The sequence below is a fragment of the Streptomyces alboflavus genome (assembly GCF_000716675.1).
Classification (GTDB): domain Bacteria; phylum Actinomycetota; class Actinomycetes; order Streptomycetales; family Streptomycetaceae; genus Streptomyces; species Streptomyces alboflavus.
Map to the genome: position 1 here is coordinate 95,911 of NZ_JNXT01000040.1, position 17,010 is coordinate 112,920.

The 17,010-nt window shown below is 72.2% G+C and carries 16 protein-coding genes and 1 pseudogene; 13 read left to right on the top strand and 4 right to left on the bottom strand.

The features are described 5' to 3' along the window. The first annotated feature begins 113 nt into the window (after positions 1 to 113). The 9 genes and pseudogenes from OO63_RS42480 (at position 114) to OO63_RS27390 (ending at position 8,886) form a co-directional block, all read left to right on the top strand. The gene (locus OO63_RS42480) at positions 114 to 1,985 is read left to right on the top strand and encodes a sensor histidine kinase (protein WP_051811243.1); all 1,872 of its coding nucleotides are present in this window, start codon (positions 114 to 116) and stop codon (positions 1,983 to 1,985) included. Further along, positions 1,978 to 2,688, top strand: coding sequence for a response regulator (locus OO63_RS27355; protein WP_234311029.1), 711 nt, complete (start codon positions 1,978 to 1,980; stop codon positions 2,686 to 2,688). Before OO63_RS42480 ends, OO63_RS27355 begins: the two co-directional genes overlap by 8 nt. Before the next feature lie 558 nt (positions 2,689 to 3,246). Next, positions 3,247 to 3,651, top strand: a complete 405-nt coding sequence (locus OO63_RS27360) for a 6-pyruvoyl trahydropterin synthase family protein (protein ID WP_051811244.1) — start codon at positions 3,247 to 3,249, stop codon at positions 3,649 to 3,651. A 193-nt stretch (positions 3,652 to 3,844) separates the two neighbouring features. Beyond that, a pseudogene (locus OO63_RS41685) lies at positions 3,845 to 4,456 on the top strand (radical SAM protein); the annotation flags it as partial. Next, positions 4,456 to 5,076 (top strand): GTP cyclohydrolase I, encoded by a 621-nt coding sequence (gene folE / locus OO63_RS27370; RefSeq protein WP_030356702.1) that lies wholly within the window; start codon positions 4,456 to 4,458, stop codon positions 5,074 to 5,076. The pseudogene OO63_RS41685 and the gene folE, both read left to right, overlap by 1 nt. A gap of 184 nt (positions 5,077 to 5,260) precedes the next feature. Continuing rightward, positions 5,261 to 6,436 (top strand): IMP dehydrogenase, encoded by a 1,176-nt coding sequence (locus OO63_RS27375; protein WP_030356703.1) that lies wholly within the window; start codon positions 5,261 to 5,263, stop codon positions 6,434 to 6,436. Continuing rightward, positions 6,433 to 7,017 carry a phosphoribosyltransferase gene (locus tag OO63_RS42485; RefSeq protein WP_051811245.1) on the top strand — a complete coding sequence of 195 codons (585 nt, stop codon included), beginning with the start codon at positions 6,433 to 6,435 and terminating at the stop codon, positions 7,015 to 7,017. Before OO63_RS27375 ends, OO63_RS42485 begins: the two co-directional genes overlap by 4 nt. Continuing rightward, complete coding sequence (locus OO63_RS27385; RefSeq protein WP_234311031.1) at positions 7,014 to 8,309, top strand: UbiD family decarboxylase; 1,296 nt, start codon at positions 7,014 to 7,016, stop codon at positions 8,307 to 8,309. The genes OO63_RS42485 and OO63_RS27385 overlap by 4 nt, the downstream gene beginning before the upstream one ends. A gap of 70 nt (positions 8,310 to 8,379) precedes the next feature. After that, positions 8,380 to 8,886 (top strand): NUDIX domain-containing protein, encoded by a 507-nt coding sequence (locus OO63_RS27390; protein ID WP_030356706.1) that lies wholly within the window; start codon positions 8,380 to 8,382, stop codon positions 8,884 to 8,886. Here the strand turns inward: OO63_RS27390 and OO63_RS27395 are convergent. Continuing rightward, positions 8,873 to 9,808, bottom strand: coding sequence for a carbohydrate kinase family protein (locus tag OO63_RS27395; protein WP_030356707.1), 936 nt, complete (start codon positions 9,806 to 9,808; stop codon positions 8,873 to 8,875). The two genes, OO63_RS27390 and OO63_RS27395, sit on opposite strands and share 14 nt — an antisense overlap. A gap of 109 nt (positions 9,809 to 9,917) precedes the next feature. On the opposite strand from OO63_RS27395, the gene OO63_RS27400 reads away from it, so the two are divergent. Both OO63_RS27400 and OO63_RS27405 read left to right on the top strand, forming a co-directional pair. After that, positions 9,918 to 11,231, top strand: coding sequence for an MFS transporter (locus OO63_RS27400; RefSeq protein WP_157854062.1), 1,314 nt, complete (start codon positions 9,918 to 9,920; stop codon positions 11,229 to 11,231). Positions 11,232 to 11,399: 168 nt separating this feature from the next. Further along, the gene (locus OO63_RS27405) at positions 11,400 to 12,500 is read left to right on the top strand and encodes a hypothetical protein (protein WP_030356709.1); all 1,101 of its coding nucleotides are present in this window, start codon (positions 11,400 to 11,402) and stop codon (positions 12,498 to 12,500) included. 8 nt (positions 12,501 to 12,508) lie between these two features. Here OO63_RS27405 and OO63_RS27410 read toward each other — a convergent pair whose 3' ends face one another. Then, a complete protein-coding gene (locus tag OO63_RS27410) occupies positions 12,509 to 12,916 on the bottom strand; it encodes a RidA family protein (protein ID WP_030356710.1) in 408 nt (135 codons plus the stop codon). Positions 12,917 to 13,250: 334 nt separating this feature from the next. On the opposite strand from OO63_RS27410, the gene OO63_RS27415 reads away from it, so the two are divergent. Beyond that, positions 13,251 to 14,486 carry a lipase family protein gene (locus OO63_RS27415; RefSeq protein WP_234311033.1) on the top strand — a complete coding sequence of 412 codons (1,236 nt, stop codon included), beginning with the start codon at positions 13,251 to 13,253 and terminating at the stop codon, positions 14,484 to 14,486. Positions 14,487 to 14,666: 180 nt separating this feature from the next. Here OO63_RS27415 and OO63_RS27420 read toward each other — a convergent pair whose 3' ends face one another. Both OO63_RS27420 and OO63_RS27425 read right to left on the bottom strand, forming a co-directional pair. Further along, on the bottom strand, positions 14,667 to 15,077 hold the full coding sequence (locus OO63_RS27420) for a VOC family protein (protein WP_030356712.1): 411 nt from the start codon (positions 15,075 to 15,077) through the stop codon (positions 14,667 to 14,669). A 67-nt stretch (positions 15,078 to 15,144) separates the two neighbouring features. After that, on the bottom strand, positions 15,145 to 16,386 hold the full coding sequence (locus tag OO63_RS27425) for a winged helix DNA-binding domain-containing protein (RefSeq protein WP_030356713.1): 1,242 nt from the start codon (positions 16,384 to 16,386) through the stop codon (positions 15,145 to 15,147). 170 nt (positions 16,387 to 16,556) lie between these two features. Between OO63_RS27425 and OO63_RS27430 the strand changes: the two genes are divergently transcribed. After that, a complete protein-coding gene (locus OO63_RS27430) occupies positions 16,557 to 16,973 on the top strand; it encodes an MmpS family transport accessory protein (protein WP_030356714.1) in 417 nt (138 codons plus the stop codon). Positions 16,974 to 17,010 lie beyond the last annotated feature (37 nt).

Here is a 17,010-nt window from a genome sequence, read left to right on the forward strand (position 1 = left end):
TTATCGGGACAACGCAGTTGGAGAACCGGTATGTTCTGCCCTGGGTCCTCGGATCCGTACTACCGTGCTATTTCGCCGGGCTTTTCACCTGGTGGCACGCCCCGTCGAGCCCCGTGGCCCGCCGCCTCCTGCTGCTCGGCACCTGGCTGTCCATCGCCAGCGCCGTGCGCCACACCACGAACCTGATGATCCGTGAGCTCGGCTGGCATCTGCGCCCGAAGGTCGTCGGCCCGGTCCTTCCGCTCGACCTCGGCCTGCAGATCACCCACGAGATGTGCAACCTCGCGGTGAGCATCATCATCCTGCGCCTGCTCGCCCTGCTGCCCGACGGACGCTACGCCTTCCGCTACGAACGCCACGTCCTGCGCGCCCTGTGGGGCCTGTTCGCCCTGCCGATCCTGCTGCCGCTGGCCGGAGTCCCGCAGCACATCGTGTACTACATCGTCTTCTACTACCCCGAGGCCTGGCTCCCCGGCATCGGCGCCGCCCTCCTCACGGTGCGCTGCCTGCGCGCCCGGGCCACGGGCCGCGCCGACGTCGCCGCGCTGCTGCCCTGGGCCGCGCTCGGCGCCACCGTCCTGCTGGCCCGGGCCGCCACCCGGCTGTTCCGCTCCTGGCAGGGCGAAGAGGGCATGTTCTTCTTCATCGGCGCGCTGCTCGGCGCCCTGCCCTACATCTCGATCTCCGTCACCCTCGTCTACGCCGCCTTCCGGCACCGGCTGCTCGGCGTCGACATCGTGCTGCGGCCCTCCGCCGTCTACGGCTCGCTGTGGTTCATCATCAACAGCTGGTATCTCGGCATGGCCCTCACCCTCGGGCTCACCGCCGGCCTCTTCTTCCCCGTCGGCCTGTCCCTGCTGGTCGCCGTCGTTGCCACCGCCCTGTTCCGGCCCCTGCGCGACCGGCTCAACACGCTCGTCGAGCGGCGCGTCTTCGGCAAACGCCTGAGCAGGTTCGAACTCCTCGTCCAGTTCAGCACCACCCTGGAACACGCCTACGACCTCGACCGCCTCGCCCCCCAGCTCGCCACCGGCCTGCGCGAAGGCCTCGGCCTCAGATGGGTGCGCGTCCGCCTCGGCGGGAACGGCCTTCCCGTGTCCACCGCCGAGTCCGGCGAACGGCCCGCCGCGGCCCGGCCCGTCAAACAGTTCCCGCTCTTCTACGGCGACGACACCCTCGGCCTCATCGAGTACGGCCCGAGGACCGAGGGCCGCTCCACCCCCGAGGACCACGCCATCGGCGGCACCCTCGCCCGCTCCGCCGCCCTCGCCGTGCACAACGTCCGGCTCGCCGCCGAACTGTGCGCCCACGCCGACGAGATGCAGCGCCAGGCCGCCGAACTCGCCGCGTCCCGCGCCCGCATCGTGCACGCCCAGGACACCGAGCGCCGCCGCATCGAACGCCGCCTCCACGACGGCATCCAGCAGGACGTCGTCGCCCTCGTCGCCAAGCTCGCCCTCGCCCGCAACCGACTCCACCGCGGCGGCGGCATCGACAGCGCCCTGACCGAGATGCAGGACGACGCCTACCGCGTCATCGACGAACTCCGCGAACTCGCCCACGGCATCCACCCGCCGATCCTCACCGACCAGGGCCTCGTCGCCGCCGTCACCTCCTGCGCCCGCCGCATGCCCATCCCCGTCACCGTCCAGAGCGGGCAGTCCCTGGCCGGCGTGCGCTACGCCCTCGACATCGAGGAGTCCGCCTTCTACCTGGTCTCCGAAGCACTCACCAACGTCCTCAAGCACGCCCGCGCCGGACACGTCACCGTCCGCATCACCCGCTCCGACGGCCGCCTCCAGGTCGAGGTGACCGACGACGGCACGGGCTTTCCCACCGCCACCACCCACGGCTCCGGCCTCACCGGCATGCGGGACCGCACCGAGGCCGTGGGCGGCGAACTCACCATCACCAGCCGCGCGGGCACGGGCACCGTCATCCGCGCCCGGCTCCCGGAACACGTCAGGGAGGACACCCGTGCCTGAACCCACGCCCGCGCCCGGCCCCCAGGGCCCGCTGCGCGTCGTCATCGCCGAGGACCACTACCTGGTGCGCGAGGGCACCCGCCGCCTCCTGGAGGACACCGGCGAGGCCGACGTCCTCGCCGCCGTCGGCACGGCCGCCGAACTCCTCGACGCCGTCGCACGCCTGCGCCCCGACGTCGTCGTCGCCGACATCCGGATGCCGCCGAGCCACCACACCGAGGGCATCACCGCCGCCCACGCCATCCGCGAGGCCCACCCCGGCATCGGTGTCGTCGTGCTCTCCCAGCACGCCAACGAGAACTACGCCTTCGAGCTGTTCCGGCGCGGCACCGACGGCCTCGCCTACCTCCTCAAGGAGCGCATCGGCGAGGTCGACGAACTCCTGCGCGCCCTGCACGAGGTCGCCGCGGGACGCTCCGTCGTCGACCCACGCATCGTGGAGGTCCTCATGGGCAGCCACGCCCGTGGCGCCGACGCGCCCCTGTCCCGCCTCACCCGCAGGGAGCTGGACGTCCTGCGGCACATGGCGGAGGGCAAGACCAACCGCGCGATCGCCGACTCCCTGCGCCTGTCCGAGTCGACCATCGAGAAGCACGTGAACTCCACCTTCGCCAAGCTCGGCCTCGCCGAGATACCGCAACTGCACCGCAGGGTCAGCGCGGTCCTCGCCTACCTGCGGCACGCGCCCCCGGGCCCGCGGTGAGCCCGGCCGCTGTCCGCCGTCGGCGCACTCGTGCCGCACGGCGGGGTGTGCGGGAGAGCGCCCCCGCGAAGCGCACTGCGCCGTTCTGCGCCGCTCGGCACCCGTGGATTCGCGCCGTCCACGCGCCCAATACCCTCCTGTGCTGACCGCGTCGGCTGTACGACGATGGTGTGCGCACACCGGCCTGTGCCGGAGTGTGTCTGAGGCGGCGCGCGTTCCCTCCCGTACGCGGGAGGGACACGCCTCGCGCCAGTTGTGCCAGTACGGGGCCAGGGGCGGCCCCGAGGGCTCGGGGCGCTGACCGTGTCGGCGCCCTTTCCGCGGTGGTGAAACCCAAGGGGGAGGGTCAGCACCAGCCATCATCCGCGTCGCCCCGCATCCGGCAGCGAGCCGTGGTGGGGCCTTTCCTCGCGGAGGCGAACCGCGCTGTCGTCTCCGCTTCCCTCCTTCCGACGCGGCTCGAAAGACGCCGCCGCGGGACGTGCAGTGCAGCAGTGGTGAAAAAGTCCGCCCGGTCACCGCGGTGCGGTGTGCCCGGACGAGAAAAGGAGTGAGGGCTTGTTCTCCATCACGAAGGAATTCCACTTCTCGGCCAGTCATCAATTGGCCCACCTGCCTCCGGACCATCCTTGCGGGAGGCTGCACGGACACAACTACATCGTGGTGCTCGAACTCTCCGCCGGGGCCGACGATTTGACCGAACCCGGTTTCGTACGCGACTACGGAGAACTCGGGCAGTTCAAGAAATGGCTCGACGAGACGCTGGACCACCGGCACCTGAACGACGCCATCGGCGGCGACCGGAATCCCTCCGCGGAGAACATCGCCCTGTGGATCTACCAGACCTGGACCGGCGACTATCCGGAACTCACCGCCGTGCGGGTCTCGGAGACGCCGAAGACATGGGCGACCTACCGGCCCGCGACGGCCGTGGCCGCGCGCACGGGTCATGCGGACGACTGACCGCCGACGCGCCGTGCACGGCGGACGACTCCGGCACGCGATGCGAGGCGCCCCGGCGCGGGCGCGAGGGGGGTGATGCCAATGTCGGTTCCGAACCTCGTGGTCAACGAGATCTTCGGACCCACCTAGCGCCGTCCAGGGCGAGGGTCCTTCCACGGGAAGGTCGTGCGCGTTCCTCAGGCTCGGCGGCTGCAATCTGACGTGCCGGTGGTGCGACACGCCGTACACCTGGGACTGGAAGGGCGAGTCGGACACCGGGATCGCCTACCGGGCGGCCGATGAGCTGCACACGCTTCCCACCGACGAGGTGACGGAGCGGCTCCTCGGATTCGGCGTCGAGCTGATCGTCATCTCCGGCGGTGAGCCGCTCAGCCAGCAGGACCGGGTGCTGCCGGCGGTCCGCGCGCTGCGGGCACACGGCGTCGCCGTGGAATTCGAGACGAACGGCACCGTCATTCCCACCACCGACCTGGTGGCCACCGGAGCGCGCTTCAACGTGTCGCCGAAGCTCGCCCACTCCGGAGTGGCCGAACACCGCCGCAAGGTCCCCGAGGCACTCACGTGCTTCGCGCGTCTTCCGAACGCGGCGTTCAAGTTCGTCTGCGGCGACACAAGCGATCTCGACGAAGTCGACGCGTTCGTGACGGAATTCGGACTGCGCAATGTCTGGATCATGCCGAGGGGGCAGTCGCCCGAGGAAATCGACCTCGGTATCCGCACGTTGGCGGACGCGGTGATCGCACGGAAATGGAATCTGTCCGGAAGACTGCACGTGAACATCTGGGGAAACAAACGGGGGGTCTGATGACCAGCAGCATCGAGGTACTTGCCGAGGAAGAGGTTCTGGCCGAGGAGGTGGCGCTCGGCGGCGAGGCGCACGGACCGGATCCGTTGGAGGACATCGCCCGCCGACTGCTCCTGGAGATCGGGGAGGACCCGCAGCGCGACGGACTGCGCGACACCCCCAGGCGATTCGCGCGCTGGTGGCGCGAGTTCACCCAGCACGACCCGGGCTCCGTCGACACGGTCTTCGAGACCACGGCGAGCGGCAGCCTGGTCGCCGTGTCCGGGATCGACGTGTGGTCGCTGTGCGAGCATCACCTGCTGCCGTTCTCCTGCCGCGTCACCATCGGCTATCTGCCGCGCGAGCACATCCTCGGGCTGAGCAAGTTCGCCCGGGTCGCGCACCAGCACGCCCACCGGCTCCAGTCCCAGGAGCAGTTGACGCAGGACATCGCCGACGACATCGAGAAGCTGACGGGCTCGCCCGACGTCGCCGTCATCGGCCGCGGCGAGCACCTGTGCATGGCCATGCGCGGCGTCCGCACCCCCGCCACCATGACCACGGCGGTGTGGCGCGGCGCCCTGAAGGACACCGGCCTGCGCCAGGAGCTCACGGCTCTCACCGGCGACAACCGGCACTGACCGGTCCGGCGGGCCCGGCGGGCGGCGGGGACCGACCCGCCCCCGCCAGGCCCACCGGAACCGAAGAGGCCGCCGAGCCCAGCCAACGAGCGGCAATGCCCAAGGGTCCGAAGACACCAGAAGGACCCGAAGAGACCAGAGAGACCAGAGAGACCAGAGAGACCAGAGAGAGGGGACCGCACCCATGCGCCTCACCGACCCGCCACGGACGGGCCTGAGCTTCGACGACGTCCTGCTCGTGCCCCAGCGCACCGCGCTCACCAGCAGACGCCAGGCCGACCCGGCGACGGAACTCCTCCCGGGCCTGCGGCTGCGGCTGCCCGTGATCTCCGCCAACACCCAGTGGTGCACGGGCGACCGGATGGCACGCGCCATGGCCCTGCAGGGCGGCGTCGGCATCCTGCACCGCATGCAGACCGTGGACCAGCAGGCGCAGCAGCTCGACGCCGTGAAGTCCGTCCAACCGGGCGCCGAGGACGCCGAGAACGCCGAGAACAAGGGCCGGGCGACGCTGGACGCCGACGGGCGCCTCGTGGTGGGCGCGGCGGTCGGCGTCACGGGGGACTGGCGGGAGCGTGCCCGCGCGCTCGCCGCGCTCGGCGTCGACATCCTGCTGGTCGACGTGGCGCACGGCCACAGCGACCAGGTCATCGACACCGTGCGGGAACTGACCGCCGCCTACCCCCGGATCCCGCTCGTCGCGGGCAACGTGGCGACCGCCGCGGGTGTGCGCGACCTCGCGGCGGCGGGCGCCCAGGCGGTGAAGGTCGGCATCGGACCCGGCGGTGTCTGCACGACGCGGCTCGTCGCCGGGACCGGCGTGCCGCAGCTGACCGCGGTGCTCGACTGTGCCGCAGCGGCGGCGGACGCGGGCGTGCGGATCATCGCCGACGGCGGCATCCGGCAGGCCGGCGACCTGGCGAAGGCCCTGGCGGCGGGGGCGCACGCCGTGATGCTCGGCTCCGCGCTCGCGGGCGCCGACGAGAGCGCCGCCACGCCCGTGGAGCGGGACGGGCGGTCGTACCGCGTCAGCAACGGCTTCGTGTCGCTCGGCATGGAGCTGACGCTGCGCCGGGCGAACGGCGGCAAGGTGACCCAGGAGGAGGTCGACGACTACGTCCCCGAGGGCGTGGAGGCGACCTTCCCCGCGTCCGGCCCGCTGGCCACGACGCTGCGTCAGCTCGTCGGCGGCGTGCAGTCGGCGATGAGCTACTCCGGAGCGCCCGACCTGGCGACCTTCCGGGAGAAGGCGGAGTTCATCCGCGTCACCGGCGCGGGGCGCGCGGAGAACGGGCCGCACGCCCGGGAGCGTTCGGTGCAGATCGATGTCGACCACGTCGCGGAGGCGGTACGGACATGACGGACACCCCCCTCACCCAGGAGTCACGCGATCGGGCCGCGGCGCCCGCCATGTGGTCGCGGCAGGGGCCCTACCTCCTGGACTGGGCCTCCTTCGGCGTCCTCGTCGACGACCTCGCGGACCAGGTGCGCGCCGACGGCTTCGTGCCCGACGCGGTGCTCGCGCTCGCCCGCGGCGGACTCACCCCCGCCGGACATCTGACGTGCGCCCTCGACGTCCCCGTGACGCATGTCGTACGCGTCCGGCGCACGGCCGACGACAGCCGGTACGCCACGAAGAACCCGCCCGTCATCGACAGCGCGACCCCGCTGCCGCTCGGCGCGGGCAGGCGGGTCCTGGTCGTCGACGACATCGTCGGCACCGGCGAGACGGCCGCGGTGGTCCTCGGCCATCTCGCGGCCGCGGGTGTCGCGGCGGACGACGTCAGGTTCGCCGCGGTCGTCCGCAACCACCAGAGCTCCTACGTGCCCGAGTACTGCGCCGCCGTCATCGACGACTGGATCGTCTTCCCCTGGGAGACGGCCCGCGAGTCCACCGCGGACTGCCGCCCGTTCCCGGCCGCACTGCGGGTGCGGACATGAGCGCGGACACGGCCGGAGGGAGCGGACAGCGGCACATGGGGGGCGACTTCCCCGGCAGCGGCCTCACGCGCGTCGTCTGCGCCGCCGAGATCGGCCTGCCCGGCTGCTACGACGCCGTCGACCTGTACACGTACGACGCTCCGGTCAGCACCCGCGTCGAGGCGGCCCGTACCGTCGCCGACATCGAGCGGACGCACGGCTCCCGGCCCACGGTGGTGTTCACGAACCTCACCGAACGGCCGGGGGCGCGCGTCCTGTGCCACCCCTATCCGCGGGCCGTCCTGCTGGCGGCGCTCACCACGTCCGAGGAGAAGCACCTGCCGGAGATGGCCGACCGCCTTGCCCGCCCCGTCCCCACCGAGCCCGTGCCCGGCCAGGGCGTCGTGGTCCGGCGGGACGTGCCGGGCCTGCTGGCCGGTCTTCCGCTGCTCCAGCACCGCCCCGGCGACGCGGGGCCCTACCTCACCGCGGGGGTGGGCGTGACGACCCGCCCGGACGGCGGCGGCGTCAACATGGGGTTCTACCGCGCCCAGGTGGTGGGCCCCGACCGGGCCCGGATCTTCCTCGACCCGCGCACGGACGGACACCGCAACCTGCGGGAGTGGCTGGCGACCGGTCGCCCCATGCCGATCTCGGTCTTCCTCGGCGCGGACCCGGCGGTCACCGTCGTCGCGGCGTCCCGCCTCCCCGCCGAGGGCGACGACTACGAAATCGCCTCGCGGCTGCTCGGCCACCGCATCGGCGTCGCGGGCAGCCCGCCGGTGCCGGACGACGCGACCCACGTCATCACCGGCCTCGTGCACGAGGAGGACGAAGTCGAGGGCCCCTTCGGGGAGTTCAAGGGCTACTACGCGGAGGCCCGGCGCAGCAACGTCCTCACGGTGACCGGTGTCTTCGCCACGCCGGGGGCGCCGATGCCGACGATCGTGGCGGGCGCCGAGTCGGGGCTCACCCTGATGAGCTTCCAGAACGAGTACCTGATGTACGCGCACCTGCGCGGCGCCGGTCACCCGATCAGGTCGGTCCGCTACTCCCTGAAGGCCCGGGGCGAGTTCGTCGCGTACATCGAGTGCGACGAACCGAGCGCGGAACTGGTGCGGGAGGCGATGGCCTTCGACGTCCGTTCGAAGGTGGTCGTCTGCGGCCCGGACCTGTCCAACCCCGGCCAGGCGCTTGCGACCTATGGTTTCACCACACGCACCGAGCCCTACTACCGCAAGGGCAGGGTGGAGGGGCAACGTATAGGTCTGGCCCTGGTCATCCCACCCGAGGGCCGGCCGACCGAGTACTGACCGAGCACGTACGGCACGACCGATCACCGACAAAGCGCTCGACGACGACGGAACGAGGACGCAGAGCACGATGAGCCGATTCGCAGAGGCGCTGCCCGCGGCGCTGTTGGTGGTTCCCGGCCCCGGTGGGACCGTGACGTTCATCCACCAGCTGAAGGGCCCGTACGCCGGGAGCTGGCTGCTGCCCGGCGGTGGCATCGAGCGCGGGGAGGCCGCCGAGGCCGCCGCGCTGCGGGAGGCCCGTGAGGAGACCGGCATCGCGGTGGAGTCCTGCTCCCTCTTCGCCGTCTACGAGTTCACAGGCAAGTGGGAGCAGGGCGACTACCACCTGCTGATGTTCGCCTGCCTCGCCGACCGCGCGTACGAGCTGCCCGCGGGCTACGAGGGCCACAACGTCGGGGAGATCAGGCAGGCGCGGCTCGGGGAGATCGCCATGCACTCGACGGACTACCAGATCCTCACCGACGCCGGTGTCGCCGCGTACGACGACGAGACCATCGCGCGCGGGCTCGCGGAGGACGGCATCACGATGCGCGCCCACCGGGTGGGCTCCACCAAGCGGTTCATCGCGCCTTGAGACCCGCGGCCGCCGACACGGCACGGCAGGTGCTCTGCCGGCACCCGATGGTCACCCGGGCCGCCCGCAGCCCCTGGGCGAGGGCGGCCCGGGGGCTCGCGCCGGTGCTGAGCCCCAGCACGAAGGCGGCCGCGAGCGCGTCGCCCGCTCCCGTGTCGTCCGCGCAGGCGCCGGGCTCGGCGGGCAGGAACAGGACCTCGTCGTACTCCGCCGAGGCCACGGCGGCCCCGTCCGCGCCCGACGTGACCACGACCACGCGGGGGCCCAGATGACGCAGCCGCGCGGCCTGCTCGGCGGGCGTCCCGGCCCGGCACAGGAGGTGCCGGGCCTCGCGCGCGTTCAGGAGCAGGACGTCGTACAGCGGCAGAAGACGGGGGCGCGGCCCGAAGTCGGCCTGGCGCGTGGGCATGCAGCACATGAGCGTGCCGTGCCGTCGGGCCTGCCGGGACGTCCAGGTCAGCAGGTCCTCGTCGAGGCCGCCTTCGGCGACGACGGCTCGGGCGCGGGCGACGCGGGTGTCGAGGGCGGGGCCGCGCAGGGCGGTGGCCGCCGCCGGGTCGGGCAGAGCGATGCGCGAGGTGATCTGCCGGCGCAGGCCGTCCAGGGTGACGTCGAAGCGGCCGACGCCGCCGTCGGTGCGGAGCACCTGGAGGCGGACGCCGAGGCGCGTCAGCTCGTCCTCGAGGGCCTCGGCGTCCGGGCCGAACCCGGACAGGCCCACGAAGCTCGGCCGGGCTCCCAGTCTGGCCAGATTGACCGCGACGTTGCGGCCCACGCCGCCGTGATGCCGCTCCACGCTCCAGACCGCCTGCGTCCGGCGGCCCGCGGCCGCGGTGTGGGTGCCCGCGCTGAAGTACTTGCGGTCCATCACGAGCGAGCCCATGACGACGATGTCGCCGAGGCCGTCGCGCCGTTCACGCATCGGATCGTCCCCCCGAGCCAAGTCGTGCCCCCGAACCAAGTCGTGCCCCCGAGACGAGCAGTGCCGCCCAGTCCATCCGTGTCCCCGGACCCAGAGGAAACCCCACGTCGTGGAAGAGAAGGCTGAGAAAGCCGCACAGAGCCACGGAGTCGACGCGTCTTCGGACACCGCGGAGGCGTCCGGTTTTTGGTGGAAGTTCTGGCTGATCTATCTCGCGGGCGTCACCGCGGCCACCAGTATGGGGAAGATTACGCCGGTTTCCGTAGAAATGCGAGAGGAGTTGTCGCTCTCTCTCAGTCAAGTGGCGCTCATCGCCTCCTTGGTGACGGCCGTCGCCGCCGTGCTCGGCCTGCTCGTCAGTTATCTGCTGCGTCCCTACGACCCGCGCCGGATGCTGGTGGGCGGCCTGGTCGTCATGGGCGTCGCGGGCCTCTTCTGCGCCCACACGGGGAGCTTCGGCGCGCTGTTCGGCGGACGGCTCCTGGAGAGCGTCGGCTACGTGATCGTGGTGATCGTCGCACCGGTCCTGCTGTTCGGCCTGGGCAGCGGGAGCCGGCTGACGTCGGCGCTCGCCATCTGGGGCACATTCATGCCCGTGGGCCTCGCGGTCGGGTCGTTCGCGGGCGGTGTCCTGTCCACGTGGTTCGACTGGCAGGCCTGGCTGACGATCGCGGGCGCCGTGACGCTGGTGGTCGCGGCCGCGACGACGCGGCTGCCCGCGGACATCGCCCGCCACCGCCCCGCACCCGCGCGCGCCGCACGCCTCGCCCGCGGGGGCCGCCCGCCGGGGCGCCCCCGGGACCTGCGCGGGCGGGCCCGCAGGCTGGCGCGCCCCATCGCCCTGGGCGCGGGCTTCGCCACGATCAGCGGCGCGATCGTCACCTGCGTCACCCTCTACCCCACTTATCTGCACGAGGAGTTCGACGTCCCCACCGAGACCGCGGGAACCCTCACCGGCATCGTGTCGTTCGTCGGCGTCGCCGGTGGCTTCCTGGCGAGCGCCCTGTTGCGCCGGGGCAAGGACGTGAAGCACCTGTTCCTGGTGGCGCTCCTGATGCCGGCCGGAGCGTTCGCCGCCTTTGGCGGGGTGGGCGGCACCTGGGGCTCCGTGAGCAGCGCCCTGGTGGTCGCGCTCAGCAACGAACTGGTCGTGGCGTCGGTCTTCGCCGCCATTCCCCTCGCCGTCCGCGCCACCTCCGACATGGACGCCGCGAACGGCCTGGTCGCCCAGCTCGGCAGCATCGGCGCGCTCGCCGCCCCGCCCCTGGTCGGCCTCGCCGTCACCGCGGCGGACGGCTGGTGGGCGGTCGGGCCCTGCCTGCTGGTGGGGACCGGTGCGGGGACGGTGCTGCTGTGCCTCGCGACGCGCGGGGGACGGGAGGAGGGGCACAGGGAGGAGGAGAAGGTGGCGGAGTCGACGTAGGGCCCGTAGGAGCGTCGCGAACCCAACTCGGCGTCCCCGCACCGGATTTGTCACACGGGTGGCTAGTCCTTCGTGCCTCCCTCGTCGACGGTGGTCCCTCCTGTGCGCGTGGAAGGACTCGGCCGTGAGAGGGGTTCAACCGTGAGACGTAGGCGTTTTGTGGCAGGGATGACCGGGGCGCTGGCGGGGATCGCACTCGGCGCGGACCCGGTCCGGGCCGCCACGTCGGGATCGCGCGCACCGGGCTGGCAGCCCGTGCCGGCGCCCGGCAGCACCCCCGCCGCCCAGCTGCGCCGCATCGCCGCCGCGAGCGCTCGACTGGCGTGGTCCGTGGGCGAGGAGAACCTGGCAGGACCCTCGCGCGGCCGCGCGCTCGCCATGGTGTGGAACGGCACCGCCTGGACCAAGACCGACCTGTCGCACCTGGAGCACAGCCGGTTGAGCGACGTCTCGGGGACGTGCGCGACCTCGGCGTGGAGCGTCGGCATGCCGACGGGGACGGCGAGCCCGCTGCTGCGGTGGGACGGCGCGACCTGGCGCACGGCCACGTTCCCGGGACAGGGCGAGTCGGGCGTCCGCCTGGAGGGGGTCGCCGTCGGCGCCGACCGGCAGGTGTGGATCTGCGGCACCCGGGGCGGCGCTGCCCGGCTGCTGCACGGGGACGGGCGGCAGTGGCGGTGGCTGGACCCGCTGCCCGTCGCGAGCGCCAACCTGTACCGGGTCGTCCTCGCCCCGTCGGGCGCGGTGTGGGTGAGCGGTGACCAGGCGTCAGGCGGCGGCTGGGCGGGGCTCGTCGCCCGCTGGGACGGGGCGTGGACGGTCCTGCCCCCGGTCACGGGAGCCCGGCTCAGCATCAGCGACGTGCACGCGGCCGCCCCCGACGACGTGTGGGCGGTGGGCACCGACGCGGGCGTCGGCGGCCCGCCAGGACGCCCCGGCAACCCGGCCCTGAGCCACTGGGACGGCACGGCCTGGACCCGGGTGCCACCGGGCTTCACCGTCGGCGCGCTGTCCGGCATCGCCGCCGACGGTGAGGGCCGCGCCGCGTGGATCTCGGGCTGGAACTACCAGGACCAGAGCCGCACCACCTACCTGCGCAGGGACGGCGACACCTGGACGGTGGCGCGCGGTCCCGCAGGACCGGCGTCGGCGCCCTACCTCAACGACGTGGTCCCCGTCCCGGGCACCACGGGCTACTGGTCGGCGGGGATGACGAGGCCCGTCCCGGCCCCGCCGACCGAGGCCTACACGGAACGCTTCGAAGCCTGAGCCCGACTTCAGTCGACGACGGCGGTGGCCTCCAGCTCGACCAGATGATCGGGGACGTCCAGTGCCGCGATGCCCAACAGCGTGGCGGGCGGCACGGGCGTGCTCCCCAGCTTCGCGCCCGCTCGGGAGATCCCCTCCAGGAGCTCCGGCATCTTCTCGGGGCTCCAGTCGACGACGTACACGGTCATCTTCGCCACGTCCGCGAAGGAAGCGCCGACCTCGGCGAGGGCGGTGGCGACATTGAGGTAGCACTGCTCGACCTGGGCGGCGAGGTCACCCGCGCCGACGGTGTTCCCCTCGGCGTCCCAGGAGACCTGCCCGGCGAGGAACACGAGCTTCGACCCGGTCGCGATCGACACCTGCCGGTACGCGTCGATCTCGGGCAATCCGCTGGGGTTGACCAGGGTGATGGCCATGCTGTCCGCCTCCTTGCCATGAGCGCTTGCGAGCTCCTTGCCGTGAGCGCTTGCGAGGCCGCACACCGCCGCCCGTACCAGAGCACTCCGGGGTTCCTGTGGTTACTCGTAAACGCTAAGAGAGCACGCGCTGACCTGGAAGAACGCACTTTTCGGTGACTGGGGAACCCGAAGGTGACCCAGTAGCTCAGCGGCACGCCCGGGTCAGGAGCGACGCGCACCGTAGGGCCAACCCCCGGATCTCGCAGTGGCCAACCCCCTTGCCGATGCGGTGGATCACCCCAGTGCGCCCGGGTACCGGGGACGGCAGAGTCCAGTCATGACCTTGACTCGCTTGAGCGGAAGAATCTCGACGTCCGGTGTGCTCGCCCTGGTGTGCGCCGCGACCGTACTGGCAGGCACCGGGCACGCGGACGGCCGCGACGCCTCCGCACCCGGCACCTCGGCCACCCACCCGCAGCAAGCCGCCGCGCGCGGCTCGGTCGTCTCGGTGACGCCCGTTCTCGACCTGGACGCCAAAGAGGTCGAGGCCCGCCTGAAGAAGGCCGGAATCGACGAACGGCAGGTGCGCCACGGCGTGCGGGCGTACCGGATCGTGTACCGCACGGTCGACACCCAGGGCCGTCCCACCACGGCCAGCCAACTGGTCGCGGTGCCGAGGAACGGCGACCGCCACCTGCGGGTGGTGTCCTGGCTGCACGGCACCGAGGTGTTCCGGGGCGAGGTGGCCTCGGTCAACGACGAATCGACGGACCGGGCCACGGCACTGCTGTTCGCCTCGACCGGCCTCGCGGTGTCCGCGCCGGACTACCTCGGCCTGGGGGAGGGCCCCGGATCCCACCCCTACGGCCATCCCAAGGCGACCGTCACCGCGCCGGTCGACGGGCTGCGGGCCGCGCGCTCCTTCGTCCGGCGTGACGGCCGCGACCTGGACCGGCGCGTCCTCATCAGCGGCTTCTCACAGGGCGGGCCCGCCACGATGATGCTGGGCCGGGCCCTGCAACGGGGCACCGACCCGTACTTCCGCCTCGGCGCCCTCGCTCCGATCGCGGGCCCGTTCGACCTGACCGGGTTCGAGGCGGCCGCGGCGGACGACGGCATCGCCCGCTCCTCGCTCTACCTCGCCTACTTCGCGACCGCGTGGAACCGCATGTACGGCCTCTACGCCACGCCGAAGGACGCCTTCCGCGCCCCGTACGACAAGACGGTGGAGTCGCTCTTCGACGGGAACCACACCGGGGAGGAGATCGGGGCCGCGCTGCCGCGGACGTCGAAGGAACTGTTCACCGCGGACTTCCTCGACAAGATCCGCAACCCCACGGGCGAACTCCGGCGCAACCTGCGGGTCCTGGACACCACCTGTGACTGGCGCCCGCAGGTCCCCGTCCACGTCTTCCACTCCAAGGCCGACGAGGACGTCCCCTTCAAGAACGCCGAGCACTGCGCGCGCCAACTGGCCGTCAACGGCGCCGCGCACCAGCTCACCGAGGTCGACGAGGCCACCAGCCACAGCACGACGGTCGTGAAGGCGCTGCCGGAGGTGGTACGCGACTTCCACGCCGTCCGCTGATCCACGCCGCGTGTACGTGATCCGGGGCGGGGCCTCGTGAGCACCCTGCCCACCGCCGCGAGCGAGGTCACCGTCAGCGCCGACGGCAGCGAACTCGGCACCCTCGCCGTGCTGCGGCGCGACGGCACCCCGCTGACCACCAAGGACCTCAAGCCGCCCGCGAAGTCCGCGCCCGTCTTCTCAGGCGCGCTCGGGCCACACCGGGCCCTGGTCGGTCCAGACGACGCCCTTGTTGCGGCACAGGCAGAAGGGGTGGCCGATGGGGTCGGTGTAGATCCGCCAGCCGTAGCCGTTGGGGCCGATGAAGTCCTGCTTCAGCGTCGCGCCGAGGTCGAGGACGCGGCGCTGCTCGGCCTCGATGTCGTCCACCTCGAAGTCGAGGTGGAACTGCTTGGGGTGCTCGGTGTCGGGCCACTGCGGAGCGCGGTAGTCATCCACCTGGATGAACGCCAGCTCGATCTCGCCGAACCGGATGCCGGCCCACTCCGCCGAGCTGCCCTTCTTGATCGGACGGCCCGTTACCTCGGAGTAGAAGGCGGCCAGCTTCATCGTGTCCGGGCAGTCGATGATGAAATCGGTGAGTCGCAGCATTCCGCGATCTTGCCAAAAGCTCGCACGTGTCTTCGAGAGCTATCCCTGAGAGCTTCGGCGGAACCACTCAGGCGTGCGGGCCCACCGTGACCGGACCGACGGTCACCCGCAGTGTCGTGGTGTCCAGGAACGCCCCGATCCGCGCCGCCTCCTCGTCCAGCGCGCGCCGCCGCGCCGCGCTGAGCCGGGCGAGGGGCTCGACGGTCAGGTCCGCCGTGCGTCCGGAGCGCCGCAGGTGCCAGACCCCGGCGACCGTGCCGTCGACGAGCAGGACCGGGTAGTTGCCCGCCTGGCCGGTGCGGGACAGGGCGCGTGCGGCGGCCGGGCCGGGGAAGAGCTGGTCGCGCGGGTGGCAGCCCACCACGTACGCGTCGAAGTAGGGCAGGAGCCGCAGCGTCCCCGCGGCGGGGGTCTCCGTGTCCGGCTCCTGGTCGTCGGCGGCGTTCAGCCAGCCGGTGCTGCCCTCGACGTCGACGGGGCGCAGGCTTCCCGCGGCGGCGAGGGTGTCGAAGAGGGCGGCCGCCCACACGGGAGGCGCGCCCAGCCACTGGGCGAACTGCCGTGGTGTCGCCGGGCCGTAGGCGTGCAGGTAGCGCGCGACCAGGGAGTGCAGGGCCTCGTCGGCGGGCGCGGGGCGGAATCCGGGCAGTCGTCGCTCCGGGGAGAGGTAGGTGGCCTTGCGGCCGCGGTCGGGGCCGAAGCACAGCGCGCCCCGGTGGGCCGCCAGGTGCAGTGCCTGGCGCCAGCGCGGCCACATCCCCTGGAACGCGGGCATGACCAGGTCGCCCGCCCACGGCCCGGTGGCCGCGACGACCGCGTCGCTCAACTCCTCGGCGGTCAGCCCCTCGTCGCCGGCGTCCGCGAGGGCGACGGCGACGGCCGCGACGACCTCCTCGGTCTGCCGGTCCGTGAGGCGCGACGCCTGCGGCAGCCCGTTCGGGCCGGAGGGCAGGGCGGACAGCGCCCCCGTCCACATCGGCAGGTCGCGCGCCGCGAGGAGATGCACGGTGCCCCGCGGCCCGTAGGTCTTCACGAGCCCTTCCGCCCCGTCGAGCGCCGCCCGGACATCCGCGCGGGTGCCGCCGCCGAGGCGCGCACCGATCGACAGTTCGGCGGCGGACATCACCTGGGCGTGCGCGCCGCACATGGCGGCCACGACGTCGGCGACCCGGGAAGGCGTCGGGGCGGGGGACGCCGTACCGGGGGAGGGCACGCCGGTGAGTCCGTGCCGGGCCATGCGCCGGTCCCAGACCTGCCGCCACGACAGGTGCGAGCCCTCGGTGGTGTCGATGCCGTTGTCGATGTCCATGGCCGCCACCGTAGAAGCAATAGAGGTCAGACCCTGTCCTAAAATGGGGTCGTGCCGCGGCGCGGGTCCTGCGGCCCGTGCCGCGAAGGCGTTCCTCCATCCCCCTCTGAACTGGGGTTATGACGGAGACGCAGATTGACTTTGCGTGCTCTTTACTGTTGTCTGCCGCCATGAACAGACGCATTCGCACCGCCGTGTGCACCCTCGCCGCCGCCGGTCTCGCGCTCACGCTCGGGGCCTGCTCGGAGGCCGAGAAGAAGGCCGTCGACGCCGTGGACAAGGCCGTCAACGAGAAGTACGAGGTGACCTACGAGGTCTCCGGCAAGAGCGTCGACGAGATCGAGTTCGCCGCCGGTGAGGGTTCCGCGTCCAACCCGAAGCTGGAGAAGGTCAGCAAGGCGGAGCTGCCGTGGAAGAAGACGGTGACGCTGCGCGGCATCATGCCGCCCACCGTCGTCCCGATCTCGACGGACCCGACCGGCTCCGACCTCACCTGCAAGGTGATCTACAAGGGCAAGGTCATCAAGGAGGCCTCCGGCGAGAACGTCGTGGCGGGCTGCATCGCCGTCTCGCCGATGGGCAAGTAGCGCTCCCGCCCGGTGGGAAGCGACGAAGCCGGTACGA

Bases quoted from the DNA above. Each gene is read 5' to 3' on its own strand.
- folE (WP_030356702.1), top strand. From the start codon at position 4,456: ATGACCAGCAGCATCGAGGTACTTGCCGAGGAAGAGGTTCTGGCCGAG.
- OO63_RS27375 (WP_030356703.1), top strand. From the start codon at position 5,261: ATGCGCCTCACCGACCCGCCACGGACGGGCCTGAGCTTCGACGACGTC.
- OO63_RS42485 (WP_051811245.1), top strand. From the start codon at position 6,433: ATGACGGACACCCCCCTCACCCAGGAGTCACGCGATCGGGCCGCGGCG.
- OO63_RS27385 (WP_234311031.1), top strand. From the start codon at position 7,014: ATGAGCGCGGACACGGCCGGAGGGAGCGGACAGCGGCACATGGGGGGC.
- OO63_RS27390 (WP_030356706.1), top strand. From the start codon at position 8,380: ATGAGCCGATTCGCAGAGGCGCTGCCCGCGGCGCTGTTGGTGGTTCCC.
- OO63_RS27395 (WP_030356707.1), bottom strand. From the start codon at position 9,808: ATGCGTGAACGGCGCGACGGCCTCGGCGACATCGTCGTCATGGGCTCG.
- OO63_RS27405 (WP_030356709.1), top strand. From the start codon at position 11,400: ATGACCGGGGCGCTGGCGGGGATCGCACTCGGCGCGGACCCGGTCCGG.
- OO63_RS27410 (WP_030356710.1), bottom strand. From the start codon at position 12,916: ATGGCCATCACCCTGGTCAACCCCAGCGGATTGCCCGAGATCGACGCG.
- OO63_RS27420 (WP_030356712.1), bottom strand. From the start codon at position 15,077: ATGCTGCGACTCACCGATTTCATCATCGACTGCCCGGACACGATGAAG.
- OO63_RS27425 (WP_030356713.1), bottom strand. From the start codon at position 16,386: ATGGACATCGACAACGGCATCGACACCACCGAGGGCTCGCACCTGTCG.
- OO63_RS27430 (WP_030356714.1), top strand. From the start codon at position 16,557: ATGAACAGACGCATTCGCACCGCCGTGTGCACCCTCGCCGCCGCCGGT.